Origin of the sequence: Maricaulis maris (assembly GCF_003634045.1) — a bacterium.
Lineage (GTDB): Bacteria > Pseudomonadota > Alphaproteobacteria > Caulobacterales > Maricaulaceae > Maricaulis > Maricaulis maris.
Window position 1 is genome coordinate 16,562 of record NZ_RBIM01000001.1, and the last position, 24,189, is coordinate 40,750.

The window sequence follows — 24,189 nt, forward strand, 5'->3', positions numbered from 1 at the left end:
GGGTCAGTCCTCCTCATCGTCCAAGCCGAAGTGCGGCGCAAAGGACAGGGTTCCGTTGGGATGCTCCGCGTCGGCCATCTCACGCGCTTCTGTCGCGCTGACGATCGAGCCGTTGCGGGCCATGTGGCTGGGCAGTGACCGGCCCGGCCCGAGACGGCCGTCGATCACCATGAATTGTTCGACGCCGGCAGCGCGGCCGCGCTCGATCGTCGAAATGTTCTGGGCGTACTTGGTTTCCGTGCGGGCAATCGTCCGTGCCCGCGTCTCGGCCGAGCCCCACGGCCCGGCTTCAACCTCGCCGGCAATGCGGGCGACCAGCTGAGTCACGCCTTCGCCAGCGGCGCGGCCTTCGGCAAGCGCCTCGTACAGCGCTCGGCGCGTCTGGTCCGAGATGTCGATAAGGCCTGCCCGGCGACCACCGGCCGCCACGATCGCCCGCGCCACCGGATCGGGCAGACGCCCGGACAGGCCGGCCAGCTCGCCGGCCTCGGCAATCGTTCGCGCGACTTCCAGGAAGTGCCGCTCGAGCAGTCGCCGGAAAGTGGTCTCGTGGGCCGGAATGCCCAGAGCTTCGAGGATCTGCTCGATCAACAGCTCGTCGGCTTTCTCACCGTCGGCCGGGCGGGCCTTGGCAATGGTCGGATCGGCGTCGAGGAAGGGTTGCGCGGCCTCTCGGACGGCCTCGCCAAGACCCACGAAGAAGGCTTTGAGCAAGCCCTCGACCTTGGCGATCTGACCCTTCTCTGCGCGGGCGATGATACGGGCATAGGCAGACGCCCGTTCCATCGCCTGCGCGCTGGCGCGAGCCTTTTCGCCCTGTGCTTTTGGCGGGGCGAGCGCGCGGGGCGGTGCGCCGGCCGGAACTTCCAGAACGGCCATCGGGCGCAGATAGATGCGATGCGTATCGTCCACCGGCAGGCCCCAGGCCTCGCGGGCTTCCGACACCAGGGCGGCGCCGCTGTTCACCCGCTTCGCCCACCGCTCCGTCTCGCGGTCTTCGTGGTCAGCCAGGGCGATCACTTCCGATGTGTCGTGCGTGACCCGCAGACCGACCGTATTGCCGAAGTCCGGCAGTAGCGACCGGCTCAGCTCGTCTGCCAGCATTCGGCAATACGGCAGCACGCCATTGTGCCAGGCGAGTTTGAGCAGCGACTCCATGGTCGCGCCGACTTTTGTCTGTTGCAGGCCGGCGCCGAACCCGACGACAGCGGCCGGCACGCCCAGGGCGGCGCAGATCCGCTCTTCGGCCACGTCACGCGCGCCGTCCATGTTCATCTGCTGTGGGTTGAAGCCGAACTGGTGAACATCGGTCGGCGCGCCCATAACCAGCGGGTCACCGCGCTTGTCACCGCCGAAGGACTGCTTGAACCAGACTTTGGTGGCCTCGACATCCTCGGCCGTCGGCAGGGCGCCGGCCTTCGGTGCGATCACCACGCCCGGCACGCCCATATTGCGCAGGAGTGCCGCGACGAAGTTGCTCGCTTCGAGATCCATGAAGATCTCGCGCAGCACGCCGCCGATCGGCGACAGGCCCTTGCGCGGATTGCTGGGATTGATGCCATGGCGAAAATGCACGACATCGTCCGGCGCGATAATGATCGGCTCCAGCCCGCTGCCGGGCGTGTATTTGTAGTGGGTCAGAAAGCTCAATCCGTCGCGCGACCCCAACGGCTCGATCATCCAGTGAGGCACGTACCAGAGCTGCACCGGCCGACCGGCCCGGTTGCGCAGCTTCACCCAATAGGCATTGCCGTCAAAACAGAAGGAGAAGATCGTCGCCATCCACAGCGCCATGTCACCGTAGAACGGGTTTGGGTTCGCCACGAGTTTGACCAGGTCGTGATCGGCGAGATCCTCCTCGACGCCATCGCGGCGTGTCCGCTTCACGGTCAGCCGCGCCTCCGGCAAGGCCCGCGCGATCCATTGCACGGGCGCCGTGAACACCGAGGCGTCCAGCCCGTCTCCGACCTCTTTGCGGTAGTCGATCCTGGTTCGACGCATCAGGCGAATCGGACCAGCTCCGGTGTCGGGCACATGCCGCATCAGCGACAGGGTCGCGTCGAAAGCGGCTTTGAGAGCTTTAAGCATCGAGCGGTATCCAATTCGCTTCAGGGTTGGCGCGGCCTGGCTGCATCTCGCCGGCCTCGGTCAGAGGCCGCCAGCGGGGCGCATCGCCGCCGAACGTCGCCGCGAAGAAGTTGAGGGTCGCCACCGCCGAGTCCGCGTGGCGTTTGCCACCGTCCGAGCCTTCGGTGCGAACATGGCGCGGGATCTTCGCAACGCCGCCGACGATCTTGAATTGCCGTAGGTCGTTGCGGACATCGAGGTCGGCCGGCAGCAGAATGGTCTTGTCTTCGAAGGCGGCCCGGAAGCGCGGCGTGTATTCGCGCAGCCACTCATCGGACGGCATCAGCTCGACGATGCGGCTCGGCCCGAATTTCTGCCGGGCCTCCTGGGCGAGCACCATGCCGTTGCCGTTGGCATCCAGCACGCCGGACGCGAACGCGCCGACATACTGGACGAGCCAGAACAGGGCCTGCTTTTGCTGGTCGTAGGGACAAGTGCGCAGCTCCAGGATCAGCGGAACATGACGTTTCAGATCCTGGCCGACGAAGCCGATCGGGTAGGAGCTTCGATCCTGGCGCATGGCGAAGTCGCCACCGAGATGCCACGTCAGGCCCTGGTCGCGGAAGCGGTCCAGCGCCGGCGCAACCTGCTCGTTGAGGAAGACGGCCATCTCGCCGCGACGGGCGGCTTCGGGCATGTCAACGAAGCCCTCAAAGGGTGGCTCCCACCGCACGACCTTGTATTCGGCCGTACTGCAGGCTTCGATCCATGCCAGCGGCAACAGTACGCCGTCGCCTTCGCGCGGAATCGCGTCCAGCTCCTCGCGCATCGCCTCTGCCCGGCTGCCGTAAGCCTTCCGGACGCGGCGATACCATTCTTCCTTGCCCTCCGGCGACGCCTCCCAACCGCGCACCAGGCAGACACGTTCATACAGCCCGTTCGCAACCGCATCGTCGAACGTGATGCGATGAATCGAGTAGTCGTAGAGGCCCTGGTGAATTTCCTTGATCAGCTCATTGAACGGGTTGAGGGCACCGTTGTGCGTTGAGATGATCCGGATCGTGCCGCCCCAAATCAGCAGGGCGTTGCACGCGTCAATCACGGCCGCGACGTTGCGGTGAAACGCTGCCTCATCGATCACGACGCGCCCTTGAAGGCCGCGAATATTGGCCGGGTTGCTGGACAGGCCGACGATCTGGTTGCCAGACGCGAAGCGGATGCGATAGGCGGCGATGTCCTTGCTGGACCCGTCCTCTTGCACATCCGTGAAGACAAACTCCTCAACGTCCAGCAGCTCTTTGGCCACGGTCTTTGCGAACCGGGCGGCGACCGCCACAAACTCCAGACCCTTGTCCTTCGTGTCGCCGACGTAATAGGTGTGATCACCGCCTGCACTTTTCGCCGCCATGGCGATCAGCGTTGAGTCCAGAGCTTCGGCAAAGGTGATGCCTGTCCGGCGTCCCTTCTCGCCGAGCTTGAGCGGCGATTGATCGGCTATCCAGGCGCGCTGGTGTTCCATCAGGATGCCGTCGGCCAACGGGTCCAGTCCCTCTGGCGGCATCATGCCGGGAAAAACGTCATCAATCGGCGAGCGCGGAACGTCCTGGTCGATGGTTGGCGGCTCGCTCATGAAGCGCGAACTCCGAGGAACTCACGCCGCAGCTGGGCGATCCGGTCGGCCGACAGGCCAGCTTCGCGCGCAATCACTTCGGCGCGATCAGCGCCATCCTCGACGCGCTCATTGAACTCATCCTGCAGCTGGCGGCGATAGTCGGCCGACGCCTTCTGCGCGCTGGTCAGGGACTGTGTCGCCCGTGCCAGCTCCATCACGTCCTTGGTGCCCAGATTGCCGCCCTCGGCGATCCGGAACGCCGCCATCTTCAGCATCTCGGACAGGGCGATTGTCATCTTGTCCGAGCTGTCGACGCCCAGCATGTCAGCCAACTCGACCGAGATCCGGCGCGTCTCGTCCAACTGGCGAAACTGGGTGGCCTTGCGCACCGAGTATCGGGAAAAGGCGCTCTTGCTGATCGAGCCGATGCCTTTGTCCGCGAGGCGCGCGTTGAACTCCTCGAGCAGGTCGATCTGCAGGCGGCGACCTTCGCGCAGCTCCTCGTTCAGCCACAGGATGTCGCCATCGGCTTCATCGGGCAGCAGGTCCAGCGTCGATAGCCGGCCACGACCTTGACGGCGCTGCCTCTTGGTGCGGCTGCGGCGGGCCATGATCAGGCCTCCAGGCCGGGGCGGCGGACAAAGTCGAGGAAGGCCCGACGCTCGACATGGTCCAGCCCGGCCTGCGCCAGATCCGCAACCACAACGGTGCCGACTTCAGTCAGCTTGACCGCGCCCATCTCTTCGAGCTTGCGCAGTTGCGCCCGCACCCACTCGCGTGAGCGGGTGTGGCCGAAAATCTGCAGCACATGGCCGAGCATGGTCTCGCTCAACCTGTTGTCGTTCTGGCTCGCCAATTCCTTGAGAATGACAAGGCGTGCGTCTTCGACCAGGTGCTCTTCGAATGCCATTTCACCCACGCTCCTTCAGCAGGTATTCCTCAATTCGGCGAACCGCGCGGCTCGTTCCCTGGCCGCTTTCTTCAATCCGGCCCAGCCGACCATTCAATTCGCTGATCGCGAGCTTGACCTCGGCCACATCTTCCTTGGTTGGCAGATGTTTCAGCTCGACTTCCACGGCCTGGATACGCCGGTCGTGGTCGGCCAGGGCGGCGCCGTGTTCGTCCAGTTTCGCCCCGTTGGCGCGGCCGGTCGCGGTGAGCCACGTGTAGACAATCGACCCGATCGACAGCAGCGTGGCGAGAACGCCAGCCCATCCCTTCACCTCATCCATCGGCGTGCATTCTCCCCGTCCTGCGCACAATCAAGGCAATTCTTCGCGGCCGGATAGGCAGCGCGCCGGGCTGGCGAAATCGCCTCCCCGCAATTCTTGCAGTCATCACAGCCATCGCCATCAAGGGCGGCGCTGATGCGTCGGACGGCAAGGTCACGTTCGGCAGCGACCTTCGCCTCGGCGCGTTCGATTTCGGCGTCGCTCGGCCCCATCACACTCTCCCCTTGAGTGGGTGACAAAACTTGTCGCGCGAGGCGGTTGAGGGTAAGGCAATCACAGCGTCCAGTCGCATCAGGTGCGGCGCCTCCGCACGATGAGGACCGCAATAGCGATAAGGACCAGACCGGCCGCGATACCCGCAAACGCAAGGCCATAACCCTGCACCGGATCGGCAATCGACGTCGGTGTCGATACCGGCGCGATTGCGCCCGCCGCTACCAAACCCGCCGCACCGACCGTCCCGACTACTCCGGCGACCGCGACATCGCCCTTGGTCTCCACAGGCTCGACAGGCGGCGAGCCTTCGGCGAACGCGCCCGCACCGAACCGTCGCCGGCACTCGGCCAGGGCCGCGCGCACATCATCAACGCTGACGTGCGCGTTCTGGCCGCCATAATATCCCACGCCGGCCATCGTCGGCAGGCTCGCCCATTCGCGTGCCAGGGCATTGACGAAGTCATTCTCGGAGAGGGTCTTGGCGAGGAAACGGTCCATGCCACGCCCGATCAAGAGCTGAACGGCCAGGCGATCCTGCATGAAGTTGTCGAAAAGGTCCGAGCCGTTCAGGCCATGATCACGCCGAAGCGCCCGCAGCGTCGTGCGGACGATCTGATAGCGCCCGAGCGCGGACGACTGCCACTTGTTGTCGGGGTGGCCGAGCATGGACGTCTGGAGGTTGTCGATCTCGTCCAGGGTCATGCCGCAAAGAAAGCGGTCACCGCTCGTATAGCGGCCATAACCGAGGGTCTCGTTATAGCCCTCGCGTCGGTCGGTCCCTTCGGAGCGACCGATCAGGTCCAGCAACGGTCGGTAAAGCGTGAAGATTTCAGACATTGCTGGAGGCCGTCCCTGCCTTGTTGCCGAAACCCTCCCCGGCCAGCTGGGCCGAAGGAGGGCGATACGGTGGCAAATCTGGCAGCTACAGCGATCCGCGTTCATACGCGCGGATGCGCGGGCAAGGCCCGGCTAGAAAAGTTGGGGTTGTTGGTGGGTCTCGCGAGGGCCGAGCCATTTGCGCACGGTCGCGACATCGGCGCGAACCGTGCGGGCGATCTCGGCATAGCTCGCGCCGCGTGCTTCCATCGACCGGGCAATCCATTGTCGGGCCAACGGAACTTTGTAGTATCCCGCGCCCATCGCGTCCGCAAGCTTCTCCACCCGGTCAGCTCCGATCGTGCGAGCCGCAAGGCTGCGCGGACTCGATTTGATTGGCAAGTAGATGTCCGACCCACCAAGGGCGAGAAAGAAGCGTTCGGCTTCCTCCGCGCCCAGGGCATCGACATAAGGCTGCAGATTGGCCGGGACTTGTTCGGCGTCTCTCATGCTCTCAGCTCACTTCTCTGCCGACAGGTGCCGGCGTTCTCGTTTCAAGGCGCAAGGCCTCGGCCGTGAGAGCCTTCAGGCGGGCGATCAGCTCGACGCGCTTGTGGCTCATTGGGGGAAGCCGCTTGATCCGGTCCATCAAGGCCGTCCGGTCTGCGGCTATCGCTGCCAACGGCACGTCCTGACGCCATGTCAGAAGGGGCGCGCCGCTGGCCATGGTCAGGCCGCTCGCTTCAAGTCGCGGAGCAATCGCCCCAGCTCGTTCATGACGGCGTGCCATTCGGTGTCGATCACCGTGGCGGGCGTCCCGTACTTGCGCGATTGCATCCACAGCGTCAGCGTCTGATTGCGAGCGGTCAGATCGGCCTGCGTCGGCACATATGTCGGCATGTTCTTCGCCATCTCCTGTTTCAGGATGGCGAATTGCGCCAAGGCGATCCGATAGCCGGGTCGGCACGCCCAAGCTTCGGCATGCCGGCCGGGGTTCCATTCCACCCCGGCCTCGCGCGCCATCCACGCCTTGAGCGCTTCAATCGCCTTGGCCGCATCGTCCGGTTCGTGCAGGAAGCGGACATGGTCGATGCCGGTTTGCCGCCGGACGAAGGCGACAAGCGCCGAGTCCTTCCGGTCGCGGACCAGACCAAGGTTCCAGCCCGCGATCCAGAGCGCCTGCAGCTTCTTCGCGTAAGGCCCTTCAAGCCCCCCTTTACGGGCCGTTGAACCCGTCCCGAAGCCCATCTCGCGGAAGCGGGCCAGCACACGGTGCCGGTCGCCCTCGGACATGTCCTTGGCAGACGTCTTGCCGGTGACCTGTTGGAGGACGCTGCGATAGCTGTCCTCGTCCAGGCCGAGCTGCTTCTTAGCCACGTGCATGGCGGCGATCGCGCTCATGAGTCCCGCCCCCTTGATTGTGGGATGACAAACTCCGGGCCTTGCTCGCTGACACCGACGGACGATGCCGATACCGCCCCGCCAACGAAGTCGGACGGGTGCTCGGCCTCCATGTGCATTTTCAGCCCCTTCTTGCCGCGCAGGCGGCGGCCACAGATCGGGCACAGCGTGCGGGCGCCCGATCTTCTGCCGTGACGCTTCGTTGTCATGACGACAGCCCTCCGCCGGTGGTGATGTGGGTCATCGACGGATCGCCCAGATAGGCCTTGCCGGCTGCATCGCGGCGACAGGGGTCACACATGCGATTGTGTGGGCCGTCCGACATGAAGGGGCGCTCGCAGGTCAGACAGGGCCGCTCGCTGCGACGTCCTTTGCGGATCAGGCTGTCGGCCCGTGTGATCGCTTCCTGCCGGCAGTCATAGAGGCCGGATACCCGCTCGCCGCGACCGTTGAACACGGCGTATTGGTGACGCCCCGCCGTCTGGACGGTGTAATCGGGAGTGCTCATGACGCCCCCCGCTCATCAACGCAGGCCGGATTGGCGGTAAGCCAGGCCTTGGCCGCAAGACGGGCACAGGCGAGCTGGAAGCGGGGCTTCCAGCCATAGTCTTCGGTGCCGTAGTAATCACTGACACATTCTGCCTCCGCAAGGGCCGCTGGAATCGCGTGCTCGTTGCCTGCGACGATCTGATCCAGAAGCTCGGCGAAGCCGCCTGTTGGCTCGCCATACTCTTCGGCTTCCCGCTCAAACTCCTTCACTTGAGCGCGGGTCTGATCGACATCCAGCACCATCTGGACGTCAGTCTTCCCGAGCTGGTAGGTGTCGTCGTCGCCCGACAGCCAATCCATGGCGGAGCGCATGGACTGGAAAGCATGGTAGTGGACAAAGGTGATGCTCCCTATGTCACCGCCGATGAACACATGACCCGGTACCCAGCACACAAAGAACCAGTATGGCTGCTGGTCCGGTGTCGAGAAGCGAAAGCAGGTAGACTGATCGGTCTGCACCACATGGCCGGCGCAGCTCTCGATGGCGCGTTCTTGAGGAGTCATGACGCACCGCCTTTCGCCTTGGCCATGTCGATCGTCACTGCTTCCCAGGGCGCGTCTGGCGCCGGGCGCTGATAGAAGCGCAGGTAGGTCTTGGACCCGGTCACGCGCATCGCTTCCCGGATCGCTTCCATCGCCCGCAGCCAGCGAGGGTCCTCGATCGCCAGGCGCAGCAGCATGAAAATCTCGCCGCGATTGACCTGGTCGGGCCGGTCAGTGTTGAAAGCCCGCGTCACGATGGCGCGAAGCTCCGGCCGGCTGTCCGCCGCCCATTCATTCAGGCACTCGTCAATCAGCTGCTTGGCGATCTGCAACTGCGGGCCGAAGTCGATGTGGTCGGCGACCGAGACCGAGACTTTCATCAGGCCGTCAAAGCTCTGATAGGTCCGGTTGCCCTTCTTGCCGCCGCGCGTAGAGCCGTATTCCTGCTCCAGCAGCGCGTCGAACTCGCCCAGGTCAGTGAAGGTGTGCCCGCGGAATCGGGCAATTTGCGCCGACAAATCGCGGGCATGCCCCATGATCTTGCGGAGCATCTCGTCTTCCAGCTTGTGAGCAGGCTTGATCGCCTCGACCGGGACCAGGCTGCCCTTCGCGTCGCGCATATAGCGGCTGCCATTCACGATGGTCTCGCCGGGCGCGGGCAGTGTGTTGAGTTGCGACATCAGAACAATTCCTTTTATTGCATGTGAAATCTGTTGAATGGAATGCTGGCGCGCCGGTCGGCCTGATAGGCGCGGAGCATGTTGGCGAACCCCTCAGCGGCCTTCCTGTGAAGGTCGCTGATCGCACCGACCTTCACGTCCGGGTCACGAAGGTCGCCGCCTTTGGGAACGACGCAAAAGACGCCGTCGGGAATGAGGGAATTGACCAGAACCGGGATCGCCAGTGCCCAGGACTTGCCGCACTGCAGGGCATGCCGGTTTTCCACTTCGGCCCATCGGTCGAGCCGCGTGGACATCGCCATTACGCCGGACTCCGCAGTGTGAATTTCCACGTCGTGAACCATCAGAGGACCTCCTCGTCAGGTAGGGAAAAATGGAAGCCGGGCTTGCCGTCCCGCATTGCTGCCAACTGGAAGGCCAGGCGGCGCGCGGCCGGCAGGAAGCACGGATCGATCGCCGATATCCGGACGCGTCGATCTGTCAGGGTCGCGCCGGATGGCACGACGCAAATCACGCCTTCCGGGATGGCCGGATTGCTCATGACATCGACGCCCCAAACCGAGCCGGCAGGCACCGGCTCGACGGCGCTGTTCGTGCCAAGATGGCTTATGCCTTCGTGCATGACGGTCCCTCCTGCCAGGCTGCGGAGAGGGCGAGCAGCGCTGCGATCACGCTTTGGATCGACGCGGCCTCGTTGTGGGTATTCACGTCCTCAGACAGCCGACGGCCGGCCCGGATTGCGGCCTCGATCGTCAAATCGAGCCCGGTCACGCTCCCGGACGCAACAGCCTGGTCGCCAGGCTCGACAACCCGCTCTTCGCGAGCCTTTTCGTTCCACCTGAGCTTGGAGACCTCGTTCTCCAATTCCAGCGCCAAGCGCTGAAGCTTGTCGATGTCGTCGCGAACCATGGCGATGCGGTCCGACATCATGTGTGTCATGCCGTCAGCCATCACGCAGTCTCCACGTCGCGATTGGCCCAGGCCGACTTGAGGTCGGCGAGCGTGACGGCGCGGCCGCGCCCTTCGGCGGTCAGCCGGGCAAGCTTGATCGTCATGTCGATCTGTCCGAGCGCGCCCGGCTTGAGGCCGACACCGGTCAGGAACTCCACCTGCTTCGGGTCAGTGACGCCCCAAGCCGATACGAAGGCGGTCAAGTCTTCCTTGCTCGGCTTGTCACGGCGAATGCGGCGGAAAACGCGGCGGCGCAACTGGCCGTACTGGTCGCCTTGGCCCCAGCTCGCGAAACGCCCATAGGTCTCGCGGTTGCCGACCAGGGCGATGCCGCAGCGGTAGTTGTCGACGAAGCACCGCAGCTGGTTGATCGCCTCGTCTGACAGGTTCTGCGCTTCGTCGATGATCAGGAGGGTGCCGTCGCCGACCCGTTCAACGCGCTTGCCGATCGCCCGGACCAGCTTGCCGGAGGATTTCTCTTCAACGCCAATCTCCGCCGCGATCTCGGCCAGCATGTTGTGGATCGACCGCGTGTGCGGTGTCATGGTGACGAGGAAGGTGTTGGCCCGCGTCTCGACATAGCGGCGGGCCGCCATCGTCTTGCCGTTGCCGGCGTCGGCCGTAATCATCACCATCGCCGGCATCACTTGCGCGATCGCCAGTGTCGACATGACAGACTGGGCGAAACCGAGATCAAGAAAGTCCGGCGAGACGGGTACGCTCGCCGCCAATTCCTCGACCGCGTCGGCCTGGTCGAGCCAGTTGCGGATTTTCCCGCTGATCGCCTCATAGCTGCCGGCGTACTTGCCGCTGAGGTATTGGCTGAGCGTGCCCTGGGCAATGCCGCTGCGGCGCGACACCTCAGCCTTCGACCAGCCGCGTGCGTCGGCCAAATCATTCACACGTTTGACCAGGTCGGCCCAACCCTCTCGGTCGGCGATCGCCACCGGGGTGGTTGTGATTGAAGTATCTACCATGTACGTCTCTCCGTCTTGCTATGGATGGCTTTCGCCGTTCAGCCCTCCGGCGTCCGTGCCTGGACGCCGGAGGGAATTTCGTCAGTCGCTCGCCAGTCGCCGGGTCATCATTCCGACCACGTTCACGAAGGCGGCCTCGTCCTCATCAGTCCATTCCGCCCGGTCTTCATTCGGCACGGGGCGTTGATCGGCGGACGCCAGGCGCGTCACGGCCGGATAAATCGGGTCATCAGGTGTGTCGGCGGAGGGCGGCGCGTAGAGACGCGCCAACTCTTCCGGCGTCATCGTCACGTGCATTTTGGCCAGCTCTCTTTGCTTCCTCAGGAAGTCGCGGCGCGCCCGTTCATGGCGTCCGGCGGCCTCGGCATCGAGGAAGTTGACCGCTTCGACCGCCTGGGCGTCGCAAAGTTTGACGCCATCCATGGCGAACACTTCGACCGGGCGGGCCAAATCGTCCGGATCGAACCGGACACAGACCTTCTTGCCGGCGTGCTCGACCATCGCCTCTGACCAGTACCGGTTGCCCATCAGATGAATCTCGCCGGATGGCTTGCGGGCGGTGATGGCTTCCGCCATCAGCAGCCACAGGGCGCGCTGTGCCGGCGCGGCGCGGCGAACGACCGTCGCCGGCTCATTCATTGACGCCTCGAACGTCTCGTCGAAGCTGCGGCCGCGTGTGGTGCTAGTATTGCGCCCGGTGCGCGCGTTGTGCTCCAGCAGGCAGCCATGGGCCGCGCGGCGGAAAGTCTCATAATCAACAGCACGCGCGCCGTAGTTGTCGGGCTTGGTTGTCGGGCTATTGCCGGTATAGGCGCCATGAAACATGGGATGGCGCGCGATGTCGTCGCAGAGGTCGCGGAACGCCCGCTCGATCGGTTTGGACTGGCCGGAATACGGCTTGGCCCAGTGAACCTTGACGCCCAGCAGGGTGAGAAGCCCGTCCGGCTCGTCATCACGGATCTTGAAGCGGAAGCGGCTCTTTTGCCCGCCCGTGATCCACTTCGAGGCAAACGATCGACCGTTGTCCAGGACGATGTGTTCCGGGATGCCAAACCGTTCGATCATGTCGCCGATGGCGAGCCGCACCGCGACCTTGTTCTCGGTCTCATCGATCCGCCAGCCGACGAACTTGCCGGAGTAGACGTCCTGCAGGGCGGTCAGGACCGGGCGGAAGACCTTGCCATCCGGCTTCTTCACCATCACGTCAAAGCGGTGGCCGTCCATGTTCACCACCTGCATCGCGTGCAGACCGTCCTTCACGCGCAGCTGCGCGGGATAGAGCGCCTTGGCGATTTCCCGGCCTTCGCGGCGGGTCGCCACCACGCTCTGCTCGACCTCGGCCGCAAGACGCCGGCGCATGGCGCGGCTCGATGGAATGGGCGACCAGCCTTTGGCTTCGGCCAGTTTCTTCAAGCGGCGGAAACAGGCGTTGAAGCTGGGCTTCTCCGGCCGCAGGAAGTCGGCCTTGATCGTGGCGAGCGCCTCGGGATGACATGGCCCAAACTGCGCCGTCGGCCGGTAGCCAGGCGCCAGCGTCGGAAGCCAGTCTTGATGTGGCACGTCCCGAACCGATGCCCACCACCGGCTCAATGATCGGGCCGACACGGACGAGGCCATAGCCTGCTCCGCTATAGCGTCGCCTTTTGTGGCGCCACCCTTGACGCGCGCAATGACAGCCTCGACGGCGGCCAGCCGGTCGGCGGCCATGTCGCGATTGGTCTGTGAGGATCGATTGAACGTGTCCCACAGCGCTCCGGTGCGCGTCTCGGCTTCGGTCACAAGGGATTGCGTGCGGATCATCGCTTGGGCTTCCGAGCGCATCAGCGCGCCGCGCACGGCCTCCGGCCAAAGCGAGATGTGGTATTCCCATCCGCGCTTGCCCTGCCGCGCCTTGCCTTCAAGGTCTCGCCAGCCCGAACGCACGATGAGCTTGTTCCAGCCCACCTTGGTCGTCACGGTCGCGTTCGACACGTCCAGCTCCAACACGTCGGAGACAGTGAACCACTCACGCATGCTGATCCGACCTCCTGTCCTGGGACATGAGATCGCGCGCCGTCGATAGCAGAGTCGCGGCGTCCGAATCGGCCGGTGCTACGACGCCACGCTTTAATCCGAGAACAACGGCCACTCGGTGGCTATTGCCTCGTGTACACGCGCTTTCACCGTTCAGAACCCGGTGAACCGTCGCCGGGTCCACGCCCAAATCTTGGGCGAATTGGCGGATGCTCACACCGGCGTAATCAAACGCCGCTCTGGCGTCAGCTCGCGTGGCAGGAGAATTCATTGGGTTGGGCGACATAATGCGATACGATTGCTCAATGGTGCAGTTATCTGCACTCTGATGACGTTTGCTGCACATGTCAACGCGAATAGGTGATGATTTATGTCCATTGGGAGCAGGCTCAAAGACGAACGCGGCCGTCTTGGCATGAGCCAAGAGGCATTCGCGCGAGCCGCTGGTGTGTCCAAACGCACCCTTATAGAATGGGAAAAGGGCGCCACGTTTCCGTCGGCCGCTGCGCTTCAGTCTCTTGGTGAGGTTGGAGCTGATGTGCTCTTTGTGGTCACGGGGTCGCGCCAGGGGGCATCAACAGGAATCGCTGAGAGCGAAGCGTTGGCCGCCGTCGTCACTGCGGAAGCAGAGTTGGAGGCCTCGCGGGAGCTGGTGCCAGAGTTGGCCGCGACGATCGTCAGTGTCTCAAGGGACGATAATATTGACGATAAACTGCGTGCCAGGGCGGATCTCGTGATCCGATTTGCATTCAGAGGCACCGAGGCTGCGAAGGAGGCGGAGGCTCGGCAACGCGAACGGAACCAGCGACACCAGGGCGAGCTAGCATGGGCGAACATGATCGTCTCGAACGCCTGTGAGGCAATTCAATGGGCACCACCGCAGCAAGTCTTGAGTCATCTCGTCAATCTGGTCCGCATCTACAAGATTGACCCTGAGTATATCGCTGTGTTGCTGGCGGACTTGGCGAGCACTAGCAAGATGCCGGATCGCGACTAAAAATTGCATATCTCGCTGGGCGTTGGCATAGTCAGACGCCCTCAATGCCTTGAATGAAGAGAAGGGGAATAACGGTGACACCAGAACAATATATGATGATCGACACTCGCGTAGCGGCTGAGAGCAAGAGCAGCGGCACTGCATTTCTGCTCTGGTTCTTCTTGGGCGTTTTCGGCGCCCACAGGTTCTACCTTGGCCGCCCTGGCACTGCCCTCCTGATGATACTCGCGTGGGTCTTATTCATTGTCCCTGGGTTCGTGTGGTGGGTCGTGGATGCCTTCCTGATTTCTGGGATGATCAAAACGGACAACAACCGGCTTCGGGCACGCCTCCAGTCAGACTTTTCCATGATGAACAGCGCTCGGCAGCCTTCGGCTCAAAGCGCGTAATTCGATCCTTGGAAGCGCGTTTTAACACCGCTCGAATGGACCCTGATGGCCGTCACTCCGGCGGCTATCAGTTTACTCGTTGCCATCACAACCATTTGCCCGGAATTGCCTATTGGCATTGGCTATCTGACGAATCTGGCTCCTAGTAATCCGTGGTAACCTGGCGACCCATTTCCGGTAAACTCGGCCGTGCGCGGAAATGGCGGTTCTCTGCAACTCTAAAACGCCTTGAAAGCTTTGTAGGCCTAGGATTTGAACGATTTCTCCGGGGCAAATCGTTGTTTTGAAGGCTCACCGAGCGCTATTCGGCTTCGCCGCTGATGACCAACTTTTTCGCCAATCACGGCGTCACGACGAGTTCCCGTCCTTCTCTGCTTGTCCCCGCTCGATCCCATTGATATTACGCGGCGAACCGCATGCGCCCCGAAGTCCCCGGATAATCCCGCCTAATTGACAAACCCTACGTCACACAACAACCGATAATCCGCCCGTCTTGAACAGGGGAGGACGTGATGCGGTGGTTGCGGGCATTCTTGATAGTGGCGTGTGTCGGGCTGGTCGCGGCCTGCAATACGATAACCGGCGGGCCGCTGGTCCGGCCGGGTGAGCCGACCGGTGTGCTCGAGATATCGAATGGCTCGCGTCATACGCTGACAGCGGTGTTGATCTCGGATTGCTCGGCGATGAGCTATGGCCTCAATCGCCTGCCCTCGGGCGTGACCATCCCGCCGGGACGGTCCTATCGCTTCACCGTGTCGGCCGGGTGCTGGGATGTCGATGCCGGCCTCGCCTATGGCACGACGCTGCACGAGGCCCGCTTTCGCACCCAGGTCCGGCAAGGACGGCTGACCCGTCACATCATACGCGGCTGATCTGGCGGCCGATGGCATGAAAACGGGCGCCGGAGATGTCTCCGGCGCCCGCCTCATTTGTGGAACGGGTGTGAGCCGTGGCCGACGGGTTACTGACCCATGCGGCGGACTTCCACCTCACCCATGTCGAGGGCCCGGATACCGGCTTCGATCTCGGCGGCATCGCCGATGATCAGCCAGACCAGCTGTTCGGGGTGAACGACTTCCTGGGCCGCAGCGCGGACTGTCTCCAGATCGAGCGCGTGATAACGCGCGGTGATCGTGGCCGGATAGTTCCAGTCCCGGCCCAGATTGGCGCTGTTGGCCAGCGAGTTGCGAACCGCAGCCGAGGTCTCGAACTGACCCGGCAGCGAGCGGGTCGAGTTGTTGACGGACCGCTGCAGCTCCTCGGCCGTGGCCGGGTTGGTCGAGGTGAACTCGTCAAACTCGCGCAGGAGTTCGGCGAGCGAGTCCGAAGTGCGGTCGGTCTGGACCGGCGCATAGACCATCCAGGGCCGCTGGCCGCGGGCACCCCAGAGCAGGGTCTGGGCACCGTAGGACCAACCCTTGTCCTCACGCAGGTTCATGTTGACCCGGGCGGTGAAGGAGCCGCCGATGGCGTCATTCATGGCCGCGTAGACTTCCGGGTTGTCGACTGAGCCGGACGGGCCGATCAGGCCGGCCAGGATCAGCGATTGCGGCGAGTTCGGGCGATCAATGATGATCACACGGGCGCCGTCGGCATTGCTGGCCTCGGTCAGGTTTTTCTGCGGCAGCGGCGCGTCGGGTGCGCGCCAGCCACGGAAGGCCCGCTCGAGGATCGGCGTCACCTCGTCCAGTGTCGTATCGCCGACAATGAACAGGGTGGCGTTGTCCGGACGCAACCAGGCTTGCTGATGGGCCAGAAGGTCAGCACGCGTGAAGCCGGTGACCGCTTCCGGTGTGCCCGATCCGGTGAAGGGCACCGAATAGGCGTGGCCCTCGCCGAACATTTCCGGCGGCAGCATGCGCAGGGCGATGGCGATCGGATTGGCCATTTCCTGCTGGATGCCGTTCAGCGTCTGGGCGCGGACCCGGTCGATGTCCTCGTCCCGGAAGCTGGGATCGGTGATGACCGTGGCCATCAGCTCGACCGACGGTCGCAGGTTCGAAGTGAGGGCCGACAGGGTCACCGAGGAGGTGTCCAGGCCGGCACCCGTGTTGAGATTGGCGCCCAGGCTTTCGGCCCGTGCGGCAATGTCGGTGGCATCCATCCGGCCGGCGCCTTCATCCAGCATGTTCATGGTGAAGCTGGCGAGACCCAATTGACCGCCTTCGACACTGTCGGCTGCATAGCCGGCATCGAAGACCATCTGCATCTCGACCACCGGGACGGCGTCGCGGCGCACAAAGACGATATCGACACCGTTCGACAGTTCGGCGGTCTCAACCGACGGCCAGACCAGTTCCGGTGTCGAGTCGACCACCGGCAGGGCCGAGCGGTCGGCATCGGTTTCAACGCTGGCATACTGGCCAAACGGCAACACGGTGATTTCATGCGAGCCGGTGGTCAGCCAGTCATTGGCCGTCGCGGTGACCTGGTCGGCGTCGGCATTGTTGAGACGCTCCAGCTGGGTGCGCCAGAAGCCGGGATCACCGGCATAGAGCGCGCCTTCGGCGAGGGTGACGGCCTTGCCGCCAAAGCCGCCAATCTGTTCCAGACCGCGCACGACACCGGCATTGATGCGGGTGCGGGCGGCGGCCAGCTCGTCATCGGTTGGACCTTCGGCGAGCAGTTCGGCGACGATTTCGTCGATCCGGGCCGAAGCCGCTTCGACGTCCTCACCCGGATTGAGTGTGACTTCGATATGGAACTGGCTGGCCAGCTGATGGGCTTCAACATAGGCGACGGCCCGGGTTGCAACCTGGCGACCGAAGACGAAGTCCTGATACAGGCGCGAGGTGCGTCCGCCGCCGAGTACGGTGGCGAAGAGTTGCAGGTCATTGCGCTGCTCGGTGATGCGGCCGGGCACGACCCAGGTGCGGTATATGCGCGCTTGCGGCACGTCGTCATAGAGCACTTCGGTGGTGTCGTAGCGGCGCTCCGGGATCCACTCATTGATGCGATTCAGCGGTGGTCCGACCGGGGCGTCACCGAAATAGCGCTCGACCAGGGGACGGGCTTCTTCGGCATTGATGTCGCCAGCCAGGACCAGGACGGCATTGGTGGCGCCGTAATATTGCAGGAACCATTCACGCACATCGTCCAGCGAGGCGGCGTCCAGATCGTCCATCGACCCGATCGTGGAGTGGGCGTAGGGATGGCCTTCCGGGAAGAGGGCGCGCAGCTGGGAATACTCGACCATCCCATAGGGCTGGTTGTCGCCCTGGCGCTTCTCGTTCTGGACCACGCCGCGCTGCTCGTCGAGACGCTCCTGGTCAATGGCGCCAAGCATGTGGGTCATCCGGTCGGATTCCATCCACAGCGCCATTTCAAGGGCTGGCGTCGGCACGGTCTGGAAATAATTGGTGCGGTCGAACCAGGTGGTGCCGTTCATGCCGGTTGCACCGACCTGTTCGAACGGACCGAAATACTCGTCATTATAGTTTTCCGACCCGTTGAACATCAGGTGTTCGAACAGGTGGGCAAAGCCGGTCCGGCCCTCCGGCTCGGCGCCGGATCCGACACCATACCAGATCGAGACCGCGACGATCGGTGCCTTGCGGTCCTCATGGACAACAACGGTCAGGCCGTTCTCGAGTTCGAATTGTTCAAATGGAATGTCGACGTCCGGGACCTGGGCGCTGGCCAGTCCTGTCCATGACAGGGCCGCCGCGAGGGTCACCGCAAGAATGCGTGGCATGAATGTCTCCCACCTCTGCTTCGTGTTGTGCACAACGTGACGCTGCAGGGCGTGGAGTTTAACTAAATTTCCTGTAATGGACACGGCGCCCCGGGCATGCTTGCCCGACTCAGGCCTTCTTCACGAACTCGGTCTTCAACCCCATCTGGCCGACACCGTCGATGCGGCAGTCGATATCGTGATCGCCGTCGACGAGCCGGATATTCTTGACCTTGGTTCCGACTTTCACGACCTGGCTCGTGCCCTTGATCTTGAGATCCTTGATCACGGTGACGGTGTCGCCATCGGCCAGCTCGGCGCCATTGGCATCGCGCCAGACCTTCGTCGCCTCGCCATCGCCCGCATTGGCCGGCGCATCGGCCGACCATTCATGGGCACATTCCGGACAGACCAGCAGCGCCCCGTCCTCATAGGTCCATTGACAGTCGCATTGCGGGCAGGGCGGGAGTTCGGCCATGGCAGGCGTCCTCGGCAGCGGTCCGGGAGAGGGCAGTGCGTCTGTTAAACGCGCCCGCCCCTCATCCGTCCAGTCGCCAATCGCAGAGCCTATTGATCCGACTGCGCCGCCATCTGGTCGAACCAGCCCTGATATATCGGCGCGACATGTGCCCCGTAATACAGAAGTTCCGGCGTGTCATGGCGCAGGGCGAGGTGGGATTGGGTGAAGGCCGTCGCCATCGGCAGGTCGTGGCTCGGCATGCCATGAGCGGCTTCCAGCGCAGCCCGCAACCCAACTGCCTCCTCGGCTTCGGTCAGCACCCAGACGAAGGCGAGCGCGTCATCGGCGAAGACGAATTCAGCCTCGCGTGGCGCGCCGGCATGATCGAGACCGGTGCAATCGGCCTGGATGTGACTGGTCCGGGCGATCGGCATTTGTTCGAGCGGCAACTCCCGAAGGGTGACCGTGTCGCAGGCAGCATCGAGCAGCGGCTGGAGGGTCTCCAGGTCCTGACCGAACAGGGCGGCAGCGGGTGCGCGTTCCGGTCCGGTTGCGGTCGGGCTTTCGGCGTGGGCGCCGGCGCTCAGGGCGGCGCAGGTGATCAGCGCGATGGCAAGGGCGGGGTGGTGTGTCATGGCGGGGTCCTTCACTCGTTTTGATGAACCCCCGTCCTGCCCATCGGTTCGACACGGGTCGTCCCGGATCAGGATATGGGACGTCAGGCGTCGGCTTCGCGCGCCTGTCCGGCCCGCGCGAAGGACCGGCTCGGGGTCTCGCCGCGCTGTTCCCGGTAGAAGCGGTTGAAGGCCGATTTGGAATTGAATCCGGCCTCGAAAGCGAGCGCCAGGAGCGTGTCGCCGGCGCGGGCGGGGTCGGCCATCATTGCGTCGACCGCATCGATCCGCAGCCCGTTCACATAGGCGGAGAAACTGCCGCCGCTGCCGGCATTCACCGCGCGCGACACATCCCGCGTATTGCCGCCGGCGATGCGGGCGATATCGGCCAGCGACAGGCGCGGCTCACGCCATAATTCCTGACGGCGCACGATGTCGTCGATGCGGGCGAAATCGGCCAGCGCGTCGGCATCGTCCGGCTTTGAGGCTGCTCCGGCCCGACCGGCGTCCAGTCCGCGCGGCGACAGGGCCCCCCGGTCGCGGACATGACTGCGGGTGCGCCAGGCGAGCACAGTCAAAAGTGCTGTTACAGCGACAAGGACCAGCGCCAGCCCGGCATCATCGAACACCGACAGCCCCGCCGGGAAGGTGGAGCGGGCAATGTCGAAGATGGCGATGGCCACGAAGGCGTAAAAGGCATGACCGACCCAGCGCAGGCTGACCCGATCGTCATCGGCGCGAACCTGTCGGGTCAGCAGTCCGTGTTCGCGCAAGGCCAGGAAGGTGGCGACGAGATAGCCGATCAGCAGCGGCAATCCGGCCAGCTGCGGCCACGGATCGGACGGCCGGATGATGATCACGGTCAGGGCCGGCATCAGGTGAACCAGGTCGCGCCAGCTAGGCCGCGCCTGGCGATAGCAAAGCCCACGTACGAACAGCCACAGGCCCGGCCCGTAAAGCAGGCCGAAGGCGCTGGTGATATTGGCCTGTGGCGGCAATTGCGCCTGTTCGGTGACCAGGTTGGCCAGCATGTGTGCAGCGAAGGCGAGGCATAGAAGGGCAAGGCTTGGCGAGATGCGGCGGAGCAGGAGATAGGCAGTCAGCACGCCGGCATGATACGCCGCCAGCAACTGCACCGCCGCGATCAGGCTCATCGCGTCAGCCTCCGCCCTGGATCGCCTGGACCACACCCATCACCACGCCGACATTGAAACCGATGCCGAGCGTGGTCACGGTGGCGGCCAGTGCGGCGACGAGGGCCAGCATCATGGCGCGCAGCGGCATCATCATGACGGCGCGGACCCGTTCCGGCCCGGCCCAGCGTGGGCGGTTGAGTTTCTCGACGAGGTCGACAAAACCGCCGCGCCACAGCGACACCGTCAGGAAGATCCAGATCACCGCCCAGACAAGCGGCGCGATCTTCAAGGCCAAGCCCATGCCGGGCAGGTCGAGCAGGGCCTGGATGTCTTCGAACATGTGGGGTCACTCCGGCGCACATTCCTCATTAGCCTTTACACCCGTCGCGCGCTACATGCGCAATGAACGCTGTGGCCCGCTGCACATGATGCGAATGGCTGCGGCAGGCGCGACGGATCGGGGTGGCCCGTTCGTGTCACAACAGGGACAGGCTCGGGGGCAGGTTGACGGGAATGATGTCGATGAAGCGGATTTGGATCGGTGTGATCGGTCTTGTAGTGCTGGCTGCGGCCGGCTGGTGGTGGATGTCGCAGGGGTCACAGGCCGCCGGCGAGATGGTGATCGAGACAGAAACGGTCAGCGAGGGCGAGGTGCGCCGCATCGTCTCGGCCTCGGGTGCCGTACGGGCACTGGTCACGGTCGAGGTCGGCTCGCAGCTGTCCGGCCAGATCGAAGCGCTCTATGTCGATTTCAACGACACCGTCGAGGCCGGGCAGGTCATCGCCCAGCTCAATCCGGAGACCTACCAGACGCGTATCCGGGAGGCCGAGGCCAATCGCGCCACGGCCGCCGCGACACTGGCCCTGCAGCGCGCCAACCGCCTGACCGCCGAAGCCAATGCGCGCTCCGCGCAACAGGAATATGATCGTATCCAGGCGCTGTTCGACCGCGGTATCTCGGCCCAGGCCGCGCTCGAAAACGCCCTGACCGCACACGAGGCGGCGCAGGCCAATCTCGCCGTATCCGACGCCCAGATACGCAACGCACAAGCGGTGCTGGCGCAGCGTGACGCCACCCTGGAAGGCGTTCAGATTGATCTCGAACGCACCACGATCCGGGCGCCGATCAATGGCATCGTCGTTGATCGCGCCGTCGATGAAGGCCAGACGGTGGCGGCCAGCCTGTCGGCCCCGACCCTGTTCACCATCGCCCAGGATTTGGGCCAGGTGCAGATCGATGCCCAGGTCGACGAGGCCGATATCGGCCAGATCGCCGAGGGGCAGCCGGTCTCCTTCACGGTTGATGCCTATCCGGGTCTCGACCTGACCGGCGTCGTCGACCAGATACGCCTGGCACCGCAAACCCTCAACAATGTGGTCACCTACACGGTGGTGATCTCGGCCGCCAATCCGGGCCAGCGCCTGCTGCCCGGCATGACGGCGAATATGGACATCATCACCGGCGAGCGCACCGACGTGCTGACCGTGCCCAATTCGGCCCTGCGTTTCCGTCCCTCGCCGGCCCTGGAAAGCCGGACCCGACCGGTTGAGGCCGGTGGCGCCGGCGGCGGCGGACGGGGTGGGGCCGGTCGCGGTGGCCCCGGTGGCGGCCGCGGTGGCAATCCGATGGGCCAGATGGCTGACCAGCTCGAACTCACCCCGGATCAGGTCGAACGGGCCGGTGCCATTTTCCGTCAGGTTTTCGGTCGCATGGCCGCGGCGGCCCAGGCCGGCGAGGCGCCGGACCGCGAAGCCGCCCAAGCGGAGATCATGCGCGAGCTGCAGGGTGTTTTCACACCGGAGCAAATGGCCCGCTATCGCGACATCCAGCGCGAAGCGCGCGAAACCCGCTCCGTGACGGTCTGGGTGCTCGAGGCGGATGGTATGCTGGTTGAGCGGCGTATCCGCGTCGGCATCAATGACACCCAGCAGACCGAAGTGGTCGGCGGTGAACTGGAGGCCGGCGACGCCATCATCACGCGGGCCCGCGAGGTTCGCGAGTAATGCCGGCGCTGATCGAATGCCGCGATCTGGTCAAGACCTACACAATGGGCGATCAGGTCGTGCACGCCCTCAACGGGGTCTCGCTCGATATCGAAGCGGGCGAATATGTCGCCATCATGGGGACGTCCGGATCCGGCAAATCGACCCTGATGAACCTGCTCGGAGCGCTCGACCAGCCAAGCTCGGGCGAGTTGCGGATTGCCGGCGAGAATGTGCGGGCGCTGGGGCCGGACGCGGTGTCGCGCTTTCGCAATCGCACGATCGGCTTCGTCTTCCAGCAATTCAATCTTCTGCCGCGGACCAGCGCCGTCGAGAATGCCGGCCTGCCGCTGATCTATTCCGGCCTGCCACATGGCGAACGGGTGGCCCGGGCCATGAAGCGGTTGCAACAGGTCGGGTTGGGTGACCGGACCGACCATCATCCGGCGCAATTATCCGGCGGTCAGCAACAGCGCGTCGCCATCGCCCGGGCATTGGTCAATGATCCGAAAATCCTGCTCGCCGATGAGCCGACCGGCGCGCTCGACACCAAGACGTCCGAGGACATCATGGCGATCTTCGACCAGCTCAACCGCGAGGGCATCACGGTTATCCTCGTGACTCACGAGCAGGAAGTGGCCGATCATGCCCGCCGCCAGATCGTGTTTCGGGACGGTGTCATCGTGGAGGATCGCTCATGAATGCCTTTGCTTCACTGCGGGTCGCACTGACGGCCTTGCGTATCAACGCCCTGCGCAGTGCGCTGGCCATGCTCGGCGTCATCATCGGCGTCGCCTCGGTGATCGTGCTGGTCTCGATCAGCGAGGGAACGAAGCAGGCGGTCGAGGCGCAAATCGCCAGTTTTGGCGCCAATCTCCTGATCATCCGGCCCGGCTCGTCCACGTTCGGCGGCCGCCGCGGCGGTGCCGGCTCCGCCGATCCGTTGACCGATGGCGATGTGCTGGCCATCCGCGAAGAGGTTGCCGGCCTGTCCGGCGTGTCCGGCGAAGTCTCCGCAAGCACCACCCTCGTGTTCGGCGGCATCAACTGGACCTCGCGTATCCAGGGCGTGAACCCGGACTATTTCACCGCCCGCGGCTGGATCATCGATGAGGGGCGAGCTTTCTCCGGCGCCGAGGATATCGCGGGCCGGCGCTATGTCCTAGTCGGCCAGACCATTATCGAAGAGCTGTTCGACGGCGCCAACCCGATCGGCCAGTCCATCCGTATCGGTGCCCAGCCGTTTGAAGTCATTGGTACGCTCGCGGCCAAGGGCGAGAGTTCTTGGGGGCAGGACCAGGACGATGTTGTGTTCGCACCGCTCTCAACCGTGCGCCAGCGCTTCGGCGCCGGCATGAGCGTGACGGTGCGCGACGCGGTGTCCACCATCTATGCCGATATCGCGCCGGGGGAATCGACCTCCCGCGTGATCGCCGACATTGAGGATCTCCTGCGCATCCGCCGCGATATCCAGCCCGGCGCCGAGGATGATTTCGCGGTCGGTTCGCTGGCCGAATTCATCCGAGCCCGCAATGAAACCGAGAGCCAGCTCGGCCTGCTGCTCGCGGTGGGGGCCGGGATTGTGCTGCTGGTCGGCGGCATCGGGATCATGAATATCATGCTGGTCTCGGTGACCGAGCGCACCCGCGAGATCGGCTTGCGCCTGGCTGTCGGGGCGCGTCGCGCCGATGTCCGCAACCAATTCCTGATCGAGAGCATCGTGCTGTGCGTGATCGGTGGCCTGGCCGGACTGGTGGTCGGGGTTGGCGGGACGCTGATCTATGCCGAGGTCGGCCAGCTCGAGATCGCGATTGACCCGGTGATTGTGGCCATCGCCATCGGCGCATCGGCCTTTGTCGGTGTCTTCTTCGGCCTTTATCCGGCCCATCGCGCTTCGCGCCTCAACCCGATCGACGCGCTGCGCTTCGAATGACCCGGAC

General features: G+C 64.2%; 29 protein-coding genes. 6 read left to right on the forward strand and 23 right to left on the reverse strand.

The features are described 5' to 3' along the window. Positions 1-3 precede the first annotated feature (3 nt). From C7435_RS00115 to C7435_RS17370, 18 genes are all read right to left on the reverse strand, one after another. The gene (locus C7435_RS00115; RefSeq protein ID WP_233350634.1) at positions 4-2,088 is read right to left on the reverse strand and encodes a phage portal protein; all 2,085 of its coding nucleotides are present in this window, start codon (positions 2,086-2,088) and stop codon (positions 4-6) included. Continuing rightward, complete coding sequence (locus C7435_RS00120) at positions 2,081-3,697, reverse strand: hypothetical protein (protein ID WP_199288350.1); 1,617 nt, start codon at positions 3,695-3,697, stop codon at positions 2,081-2,083. Before C7435_RS00120 ends, C7435_RS00115 begins: the two co-directional genes overlap by 8 nt. After that, positions 3,694-4,290 (reverse strand): DUF3486 family protein, encoded by a 597-nt coding sequence (locus tag C7435_RS00125; protein WP_121209570.1) that lies wholly within the window; start codon positions 4,288-4,290, stop codon positions 3,694-3,696. The genes C7435_RS00120 and C7435_RS00125 overlap by 4 nt, the downstream gene beginning before the upstream one ends. Positions 4,291-4,292: 2 nt before the next feature. Then, positions 4,293-4,589 carry a VpaChn25_0724 family phage protein gene (locus C7435_RS00130; protein WP_121209571.1) on the reverse strand — a complete coding sequence of 99 codons (297 nt, stop codon included), beginning with the start codon at positions 4,587-4,589 and terminating at the stop codon, positions 4,293-4,295. A 1-nt stretch (position 4,590) separates the two neighbouring features. Next, entirely contained in the window at positions 4,591-4,911 is a 321-nt protein-coding gene (locus C7435_RS00135) for a DUF2730 family protein (RefSeq protein ID WP_121209572.1), read from the reverse strand. Then, on the reverse strand, positions 4,899-5,123 hold the full coding sequence (locus tag C7435_RS00140) for a TraR/DksA C4-type zinc finger protein (RefSeq protein WP_121209573.1): 225 nt from the start codon (positions 5,121-5,123) through the stop codon (positions 4,899-4,901). Before C7435_RS00140 ends, C7435_RS00135 begins: the two co-directional genes overlap by 13 nt. 79 nt (positions 5,124-5,202) lie before the next feature. Further along, positions 5,203-5,964, reverse strand: a complete 762-nt coding sequence (locus C7435_RS00145; protein WP_121209574.1) for a lysozyme family protein — start codon at positions 5,962-5,964, stop codon at positions 5,203-5,205. Between the two features lie 132 nt (positions 5,965-6,096). Beyond that, positions 6,097-6,453, reverse strand: coding sequence for a helix-turn-helix domain containing protein (locus C7435_RS00150; RefSeq protein ID WP_121209575.1), 357 nt, complete (start codon positions 6,451-6,453; stop codon positions 6,097-6,099). Positions 6,454-6,672: 219 nt separating this feature from the next. Beyond that, positions 6,673-7,344 carry a gp16 family protein gene (locus C7435_RS00160; protein WP_121209577.1) on the reverse strand — a complete coding sequence of 224 codons (672 nt, stop codon included), beginning with the start codon at positions 7,342-7,344 and terminating at the stop codon, positions 6,673-6,675. A 205-nt stretch (positions 7,345-7,549) separates the two neighbouring features. Further along, positions 7,550-7,852, reverse strand: coding sequence for a hypothetical protein (locus C7435_RS00165; RefSeq protein ID WP_121209578.1), 303 nt, complete (start codon positions 7,850-7,852; stop codon positions 7,550-7,552). Next, on the reverse strand, positions 7,849-8,397 hold the full coding sequence (locus C7435_RS00170) for a hypothetical protein (protein WP_121209579.1): 549 nt from the start codon (positions 8,395-8,397) through the stop codon (positions 7,849-7,851). Before C7435_RS00170 ends, C7435_RS00165 begins: the two co-directional genes overlap by 4 nt. Then, complete coding sequence (locus tag C7435_RS00175; RefSeq protein WP_121209580.1) at positions 8,394-9,056, reverse strand: DUF3164 family protein; 663 nt, start codon at positions 9,054-9,056, stop codon at positions 8,394-8,396. Before C7435_RS00175 ends, C7435_RS00170 begins: the two co-directional genes overlap by 4 nt. 14 nt (positions 9,057-9,070) lie before the next feature. Continuing rightward, positions 9,071-9,400, reverse strand: coding sequence for a hypothetical protein (locus C7435_RS00180; RefSeq protein ID WP_147422580.1), 330 nt, complete (start codon positions 9,398-9,400; stop codon positions 9,071-9,073). Beyond that, on the reverse strand, positions 9,400-9,678 hold the full coding sequence (locus C7435_RS00185; RefSeq protein WP_147422581.1) for a hypothetical protein: 279 nt from the start codon (positions 9,676-9,678) through the stop codon (positions 9,400-9,402). The genes C7435_RS00180 and C7435_RS00185 overlap by 1 nt, the downstream gene beginning before the upstream one ends. Next, complete coding sequence (locus tag C7435_RS00190; RefSeq protein WP_121209583.1) at positions 9,663-10,007, reverse strand: DEAD/DEAH box helicase family protein; 345 nt, start codon at positions 10,005-10,007, stop codon at positions 9,663-9,665. Before C7435_RS00190 ends, C7435_RS00185 begins: the two co-directional genes overlap by 16 nt. Further along, complete coding sequence (locus C7435_RS00195) at positions 10,007-10,984, reverse strand: AAA family ATPase (RefSeq protein ID WP_121209584.1); 978 nt, start codon at positions 10,982-10,984, stop codon at positions 10,007-10,009. The genes C7435_RS00190 and C7435_RS00195 overlap by 1 nt, the downstream gene beginning before the upstream one ends. Positions 10,985-11,065: 81 nt before the next feature. Then, positions 11,066-12,997 (reverse strand): transposase domain-containing protein, encoded by a 1,932-nt coding sequence (locus C7435_RS00200; RefSeq protein WP_121209585.1) that lies wholly within the window; start codon positions 12,995-12,997, stop codon positions 11,066-11,068. After that, complete coding sequence (locus C7435_RS17370) at positions 12,990-13,343, reverse strand: BcepMu_gp16 family phage-derived protein (protein WP_407658326.1); 354 nt, start codon at positions 13,341-13,343, stop codon at positions 12,990-12,992. The genes C7435_RS00200 and C7435_RS17370 overlap by 8 nt, the downstream gene beginning before the upstream one ends. 24 nt (positions 13,344-13,367) lie before the next feature. Between C7435_RS17370 and C7435_RS00210 the strand changes: the two genes are divergently transcribed. From C7435_RS00210 to C7435_RS00220, 3 genes are all read left to right on the forward strand, one after another. Beyond that, positions 13,368-13,994 carry a helix-turn-helix transcriptional regulator gene (locus C7435_RS00210; RefSeq protein ID WP_121209587.1) on the forward strand — a complete coding sequence of 209 codons (627 nt, stop codon included), beginning with the start codon at positions 13,368-13,370 and terminating at the stop codon, positions 13,992-13,994. 95 nt (positions 13,995-14,089) lie between these two features. After that, positions 14,090-14,383, forward strand: coding sequence for a TM2 domain-containing protein (locus C7435_RS17375; RefSeq protein ID WP_407658332.1), 294 nt, complete (start codon positions 14,090-14,092; stop codon positions 14,381-14,383). A 509-nt stretch (positions 14,384-14,892) separates the two neighbouring features. Next, a complete protein-coding gene (locus tag C7435_RS00220; protein ID WP_147422582.1) occupies positions 14,893-15,255 on the forward strand; it encodes a hypothetical protein in 363 nt (120 codons plus the stop codon). A gap of 89 nt (positions 15,256-15,344) precedes the next feature. On the opposite strand, the gene C7435_RS00225 is transcribed toward C7435_RS00220, so the two are convergent. The 5 genes from C7435_RS00225 to C7435_RS00245 all read right to left on the reverse strand — a co-directional run bounded on the left by C7435_RS00225 (position 15,345) and on the right by C7435_RS00245 (position 20,606). After that, positions 15,345-18,077 carry a M16 family metallopeptidase gene (locus C7435_RS00225; protein WP_121209589.1) on the reverse strand — a complete coding sequence of 911 codons (2,733 nt, stop codon included), beginning with the start codon at positions 18,075-18,077 and terminating at the stop codon, positions 15,345-15,347. 109 nt (positions 18,078-18,186) lie between these two features. Then, positions 18,187-18,534, reverse strand: a complete 348-nt coding sequence (locus tag C7435_RS00230; protein ID WP_075188497.1) for a zinc ribbon domain-containing protein YjdM — start codon at positions 18,532-18,534, stop codon at positions 18,187-18,189. Between the two features lie 89 nt (positions 18,535-18,623). Next, positions 18,624-19,151, reverse strand: a complete 528-nt coding sequence (locus C7435_RS00235) for a hypothetical protein (protein ID WP_121209590.1) — start codon at positions 19,149-19,151, stop codon at positions 18,624-18,626. A gap of 83 nt (positions 19,152-19,234) precedes the next feature. Then, positions 19,235-20,284 carry a helix-turn-helix domain-containing protein gene (locus C7435_RS00240; RefSeq protein WP_121209591.1) on the reverse strand — a complete coding sequence of 350 codons (1,050 nt, stop codon included), beginning with the start codon at positions 20,282-20,284 and terminating at the stop codon, positions 19,235-19,237. A 4-nt stretch (positions 20,285-20,288) separates the two neighbouring features. Next, a complete protein-coding gene (locus C7435_RS00245; protein ID WP_121209592.1) occupies positions 20,289-20,606 on the reverse strand; it encodes a hypothetical protein in 318 nt (105 codons plus the stop codon). A 182-nt stretch (positions 20,607-20,788) separates the two neighbouring features. Here C7435_RS00245 and C7435_RS00250 point away from each other — a divergent pair, with 182 nt between their 5' ends. Genes C7435_RS00250 through C7435_RS00260 form a run of 3 tightly spaced genes read left to right on the forward strand, consistent with a single transcriptional unit; the run spans position 20,789 to position 24,182 of the window. Further along, positions 20,789-22,270 (forward strand): efflux RND transporter periplasmic adaptor subunit, encoded by a 1,482-nt coding sequence (locus C7435_RS00250; RefSeq protein ID WP_170150286.1) that lies wholly within the window; start codon positions 20,789-20,791, stop codon positions 22,268-22,270. Next, positions 22,270-22,950 (forward strand): ABC transporter ATP-binding protein, encoded by a 681-nt coding sequence (locus C7435_RS00255; protein WP_075188499.1) that lies wholly within the window; start codon positions 22,270-22,272, stop codon positions 22,948-22,950. The genes C7435_RS00250 and C7435_RS00255 overlap by 1 nt, the downstream gene beginning before the upstream one ends. Continuing rightward, complete coding sequence (locus tag C7435_RS00260; protein ID WP_075188500.1) at positions 22,947-24,182, forward strand: ABC transporter permease; 1,236 nt, start codon at positions 22,947-22,949, stop codon at positions 24,180-24,182. The genes C7435_RS00255 and C7435_RS00260 overlap by 4 nt, the downstream gene beginning before the upstream one ends. Positions 24,183-24,189 lie beyond the last annotated feature (7 nt).

Excerpts from the sequence above, each read along its gene's own strand:
- C7435_RS00140 (WP_121209573.1), bottom strand. The coding sequence starts at position 5,123 with ATGGGGCCGAGCGACGCCGAAATCGAACGCGCCGAGGCGAAGGTCGCT.
- C7435_RS00185 (WP_147422581.1), bottom strand. The coding sequence starts at position 9,678 with ATGCACGAAGGCATAAGCCATCTTGGCACGAACAGCGCCGTCGAGCCG.
- C7435_RS00260 (WP_075188500.1), top strand. The coding sequence starts at position 22,947 with ATGAATGCCTTTGCTTCACTGCGGGTCGCACTGACGGCCTTGCGTATC.
- C7435_RS00175 (WP_121209580.1), bottom strand. The coding sequence starts at position 9,056 with ATGTCGCAACTCAACACACTGCCCGCGCCCGGCGAGACCATCGTGAAT.
- C7435_RS00240 (WP_121209591.1), bottom strand. The coding sequence starts at position 20,284 with ATGAGCCTGATCGCGGCGGTGCAGTTGCTGGCGGCGTATCATGCCGGC.
- C7435_RS17370 (WP_407658326.1), bottom strand. The coding sequence starts at position 13,343 with ATGTGCAGCAAACGTCATCAGAGTGCAGATAACTGCACCATTGAGCAA.
- C7435_RS00145 (WP_121209574.1), bottom strand. The coding sequence starts at position 5,964 with ATGTCTGAAATCTTCACGCTTTACCGACCGTTGCTGGACCTGATCGGT.
- C7435_RS00165 (WP_121209578.1), bottom strand. The coding sequence starts at position 7,852 with ATGAGCACTCCCGATTACACCGTCCAGACGGCGGGGCGTCACCAATAC.
- C7435_RS00170 (WP_121209579.1), bottom strand. The coding sequence starts at position 8,397 with ATGACTCCTCAAGAACGCGCCATCGAGAGCTGCGCCGGCCATGTGGTG.
- C7435_RS00230 (WP_075188497.1), bottom strand. The coding sequence starts at position 18,534 with ATGGCCGAACTCCCGCCCTGCCCGCAATGCGACTGTCAATGGACCTAT.
- C7435_RS00210 (WP_121209587.1), top strand. The coding sequence starts at position 13,368 with ATGTCCATTGGGAGCAGGCTCAAAGACGAACGCGGCCGTCTTGGCATG.
- C7435_RS00250 (WP_170150286.1), top strand. The coding sequence starts at position 20,789 with ATGAAGCGGATTTGGATCGGTGTGATCGGTCTTGTAGTGCTGGCTGCG.
- C7435_RS00225 (WP_121209589.1), bottom strand. The coding sequence starts at position 18,077 with ATGCCACGCATTCTTGCGGTGACCCTCGCGGCGGCCCTGTCATGGACA.
- C7435_RS00120 (WP_199288350.1), bottom strand. The coding sequence starts at position 3,697 with ATGAGCGAGCCGCCAACCATCGACCAGGACGTTCCGCGCTCGCCGATT.
- C7435_RS17375 (WP_407658332.1), top strand. The coding sequence starts at position 14,090 with ATGATCGACACTCGCGTAGCGGCTGAGAGCAAGAGCAGCGGCACTGCA.
- C7435_RS00190 (WP_121209583.1), bottom strand. The coding sequence starts at position 10,007 with ATGGCTGACGGCATGACACACATGATGTCGGACCGCATCGCCATGGTT.
- C7435_RS00125 (WP_121209570.1), bottom strand. The coding sequence starts at position 4,290 with ATGGCCCGCCGCAGCCGCACCAAGAGGCAGCGCCGTCAAGGTCGTGGC.
- C7435_RS00130 (WP_121209571.1), bottom strand. The coding sequence starts at position 4,589 with ATGGCATTCGAAGAGCACCTGGTCGAAGACGCACGCCTTGTCATTCTC.
- C7435_RS00235 (WP_121209590.1), bottom strand. The coding sequence starts at position 19,151 with ATGACACACCACCCCGCCCTTGCCATCGCGCTGATCACCTGCGCCGCC.
- C7435_RS00180 (WP_147422580.1), bottom strand. The coding sequence starts at position 9,400 with ATGGTTCACGACGTGGAAATTCACACTGCGGAGTCCGGCGTAATGGCG.
- C7435_RS00255 (WP_075188499.1), top strand. The coding sequence starts at position 22,270 with ATGCCGGCGCTGATCGAATGCCGCGATCTGGTCAAGACCTACACAATG.
- C7435_RS00200 (WP_121209585.1), bottom strand. The coding sequence starts at position 12,997 with ATGCGTGAGTGGTTCACTGTCTCCGACGTGTTGGAGCTGGACGTGTCG.
- C7435_RS00160 (WP_121209577.1), bottom strand. The coding sequence starts at position 7,344 with ATGAGCGCGATCGCCGCCATGCACGTGGCTAAGAAGCAGCTCGGCCTG.
- C7435_RS00245 (WP_121209592.1), bottom strand. The coding sequence starts at position 20,606 with ATGTTCGAAGACATCCAGGCCCTGCTCGACCTGCCCGGCATGGGCTTG.
- C7435_RS00150 (WP_121209575.1), bottom strand. The coding sequence starts at position 6,453 with ATGAGAGACGCCGAACAAGTCCCGGCCAATCTGCAGCCTTATGTCGAT.
- C7435_RS00115 (WP_233350634.1), bottom strand. The coding sequence starts at position 2,088 with ATGCTTAAAGCTCTCAAAGCCGCTTTCGACGCGACCCTGTCGCTGATG.
- C7435_RS00135 (WP_121209572.1), bottom strand. The coding sequence starts at position 4,911 with ATGGATGAGGTGAAGGGATGGGCTGGCGTTCTCGCCACGCTGCTGTCG.
- C7435_RS00195 (WP_121209584.1), bottom strand. The coding sequence starts at position 10,984 with ATGGTAGATACTTCAATCACAACCACCCCGGTGGCGATCGCCGACCGA.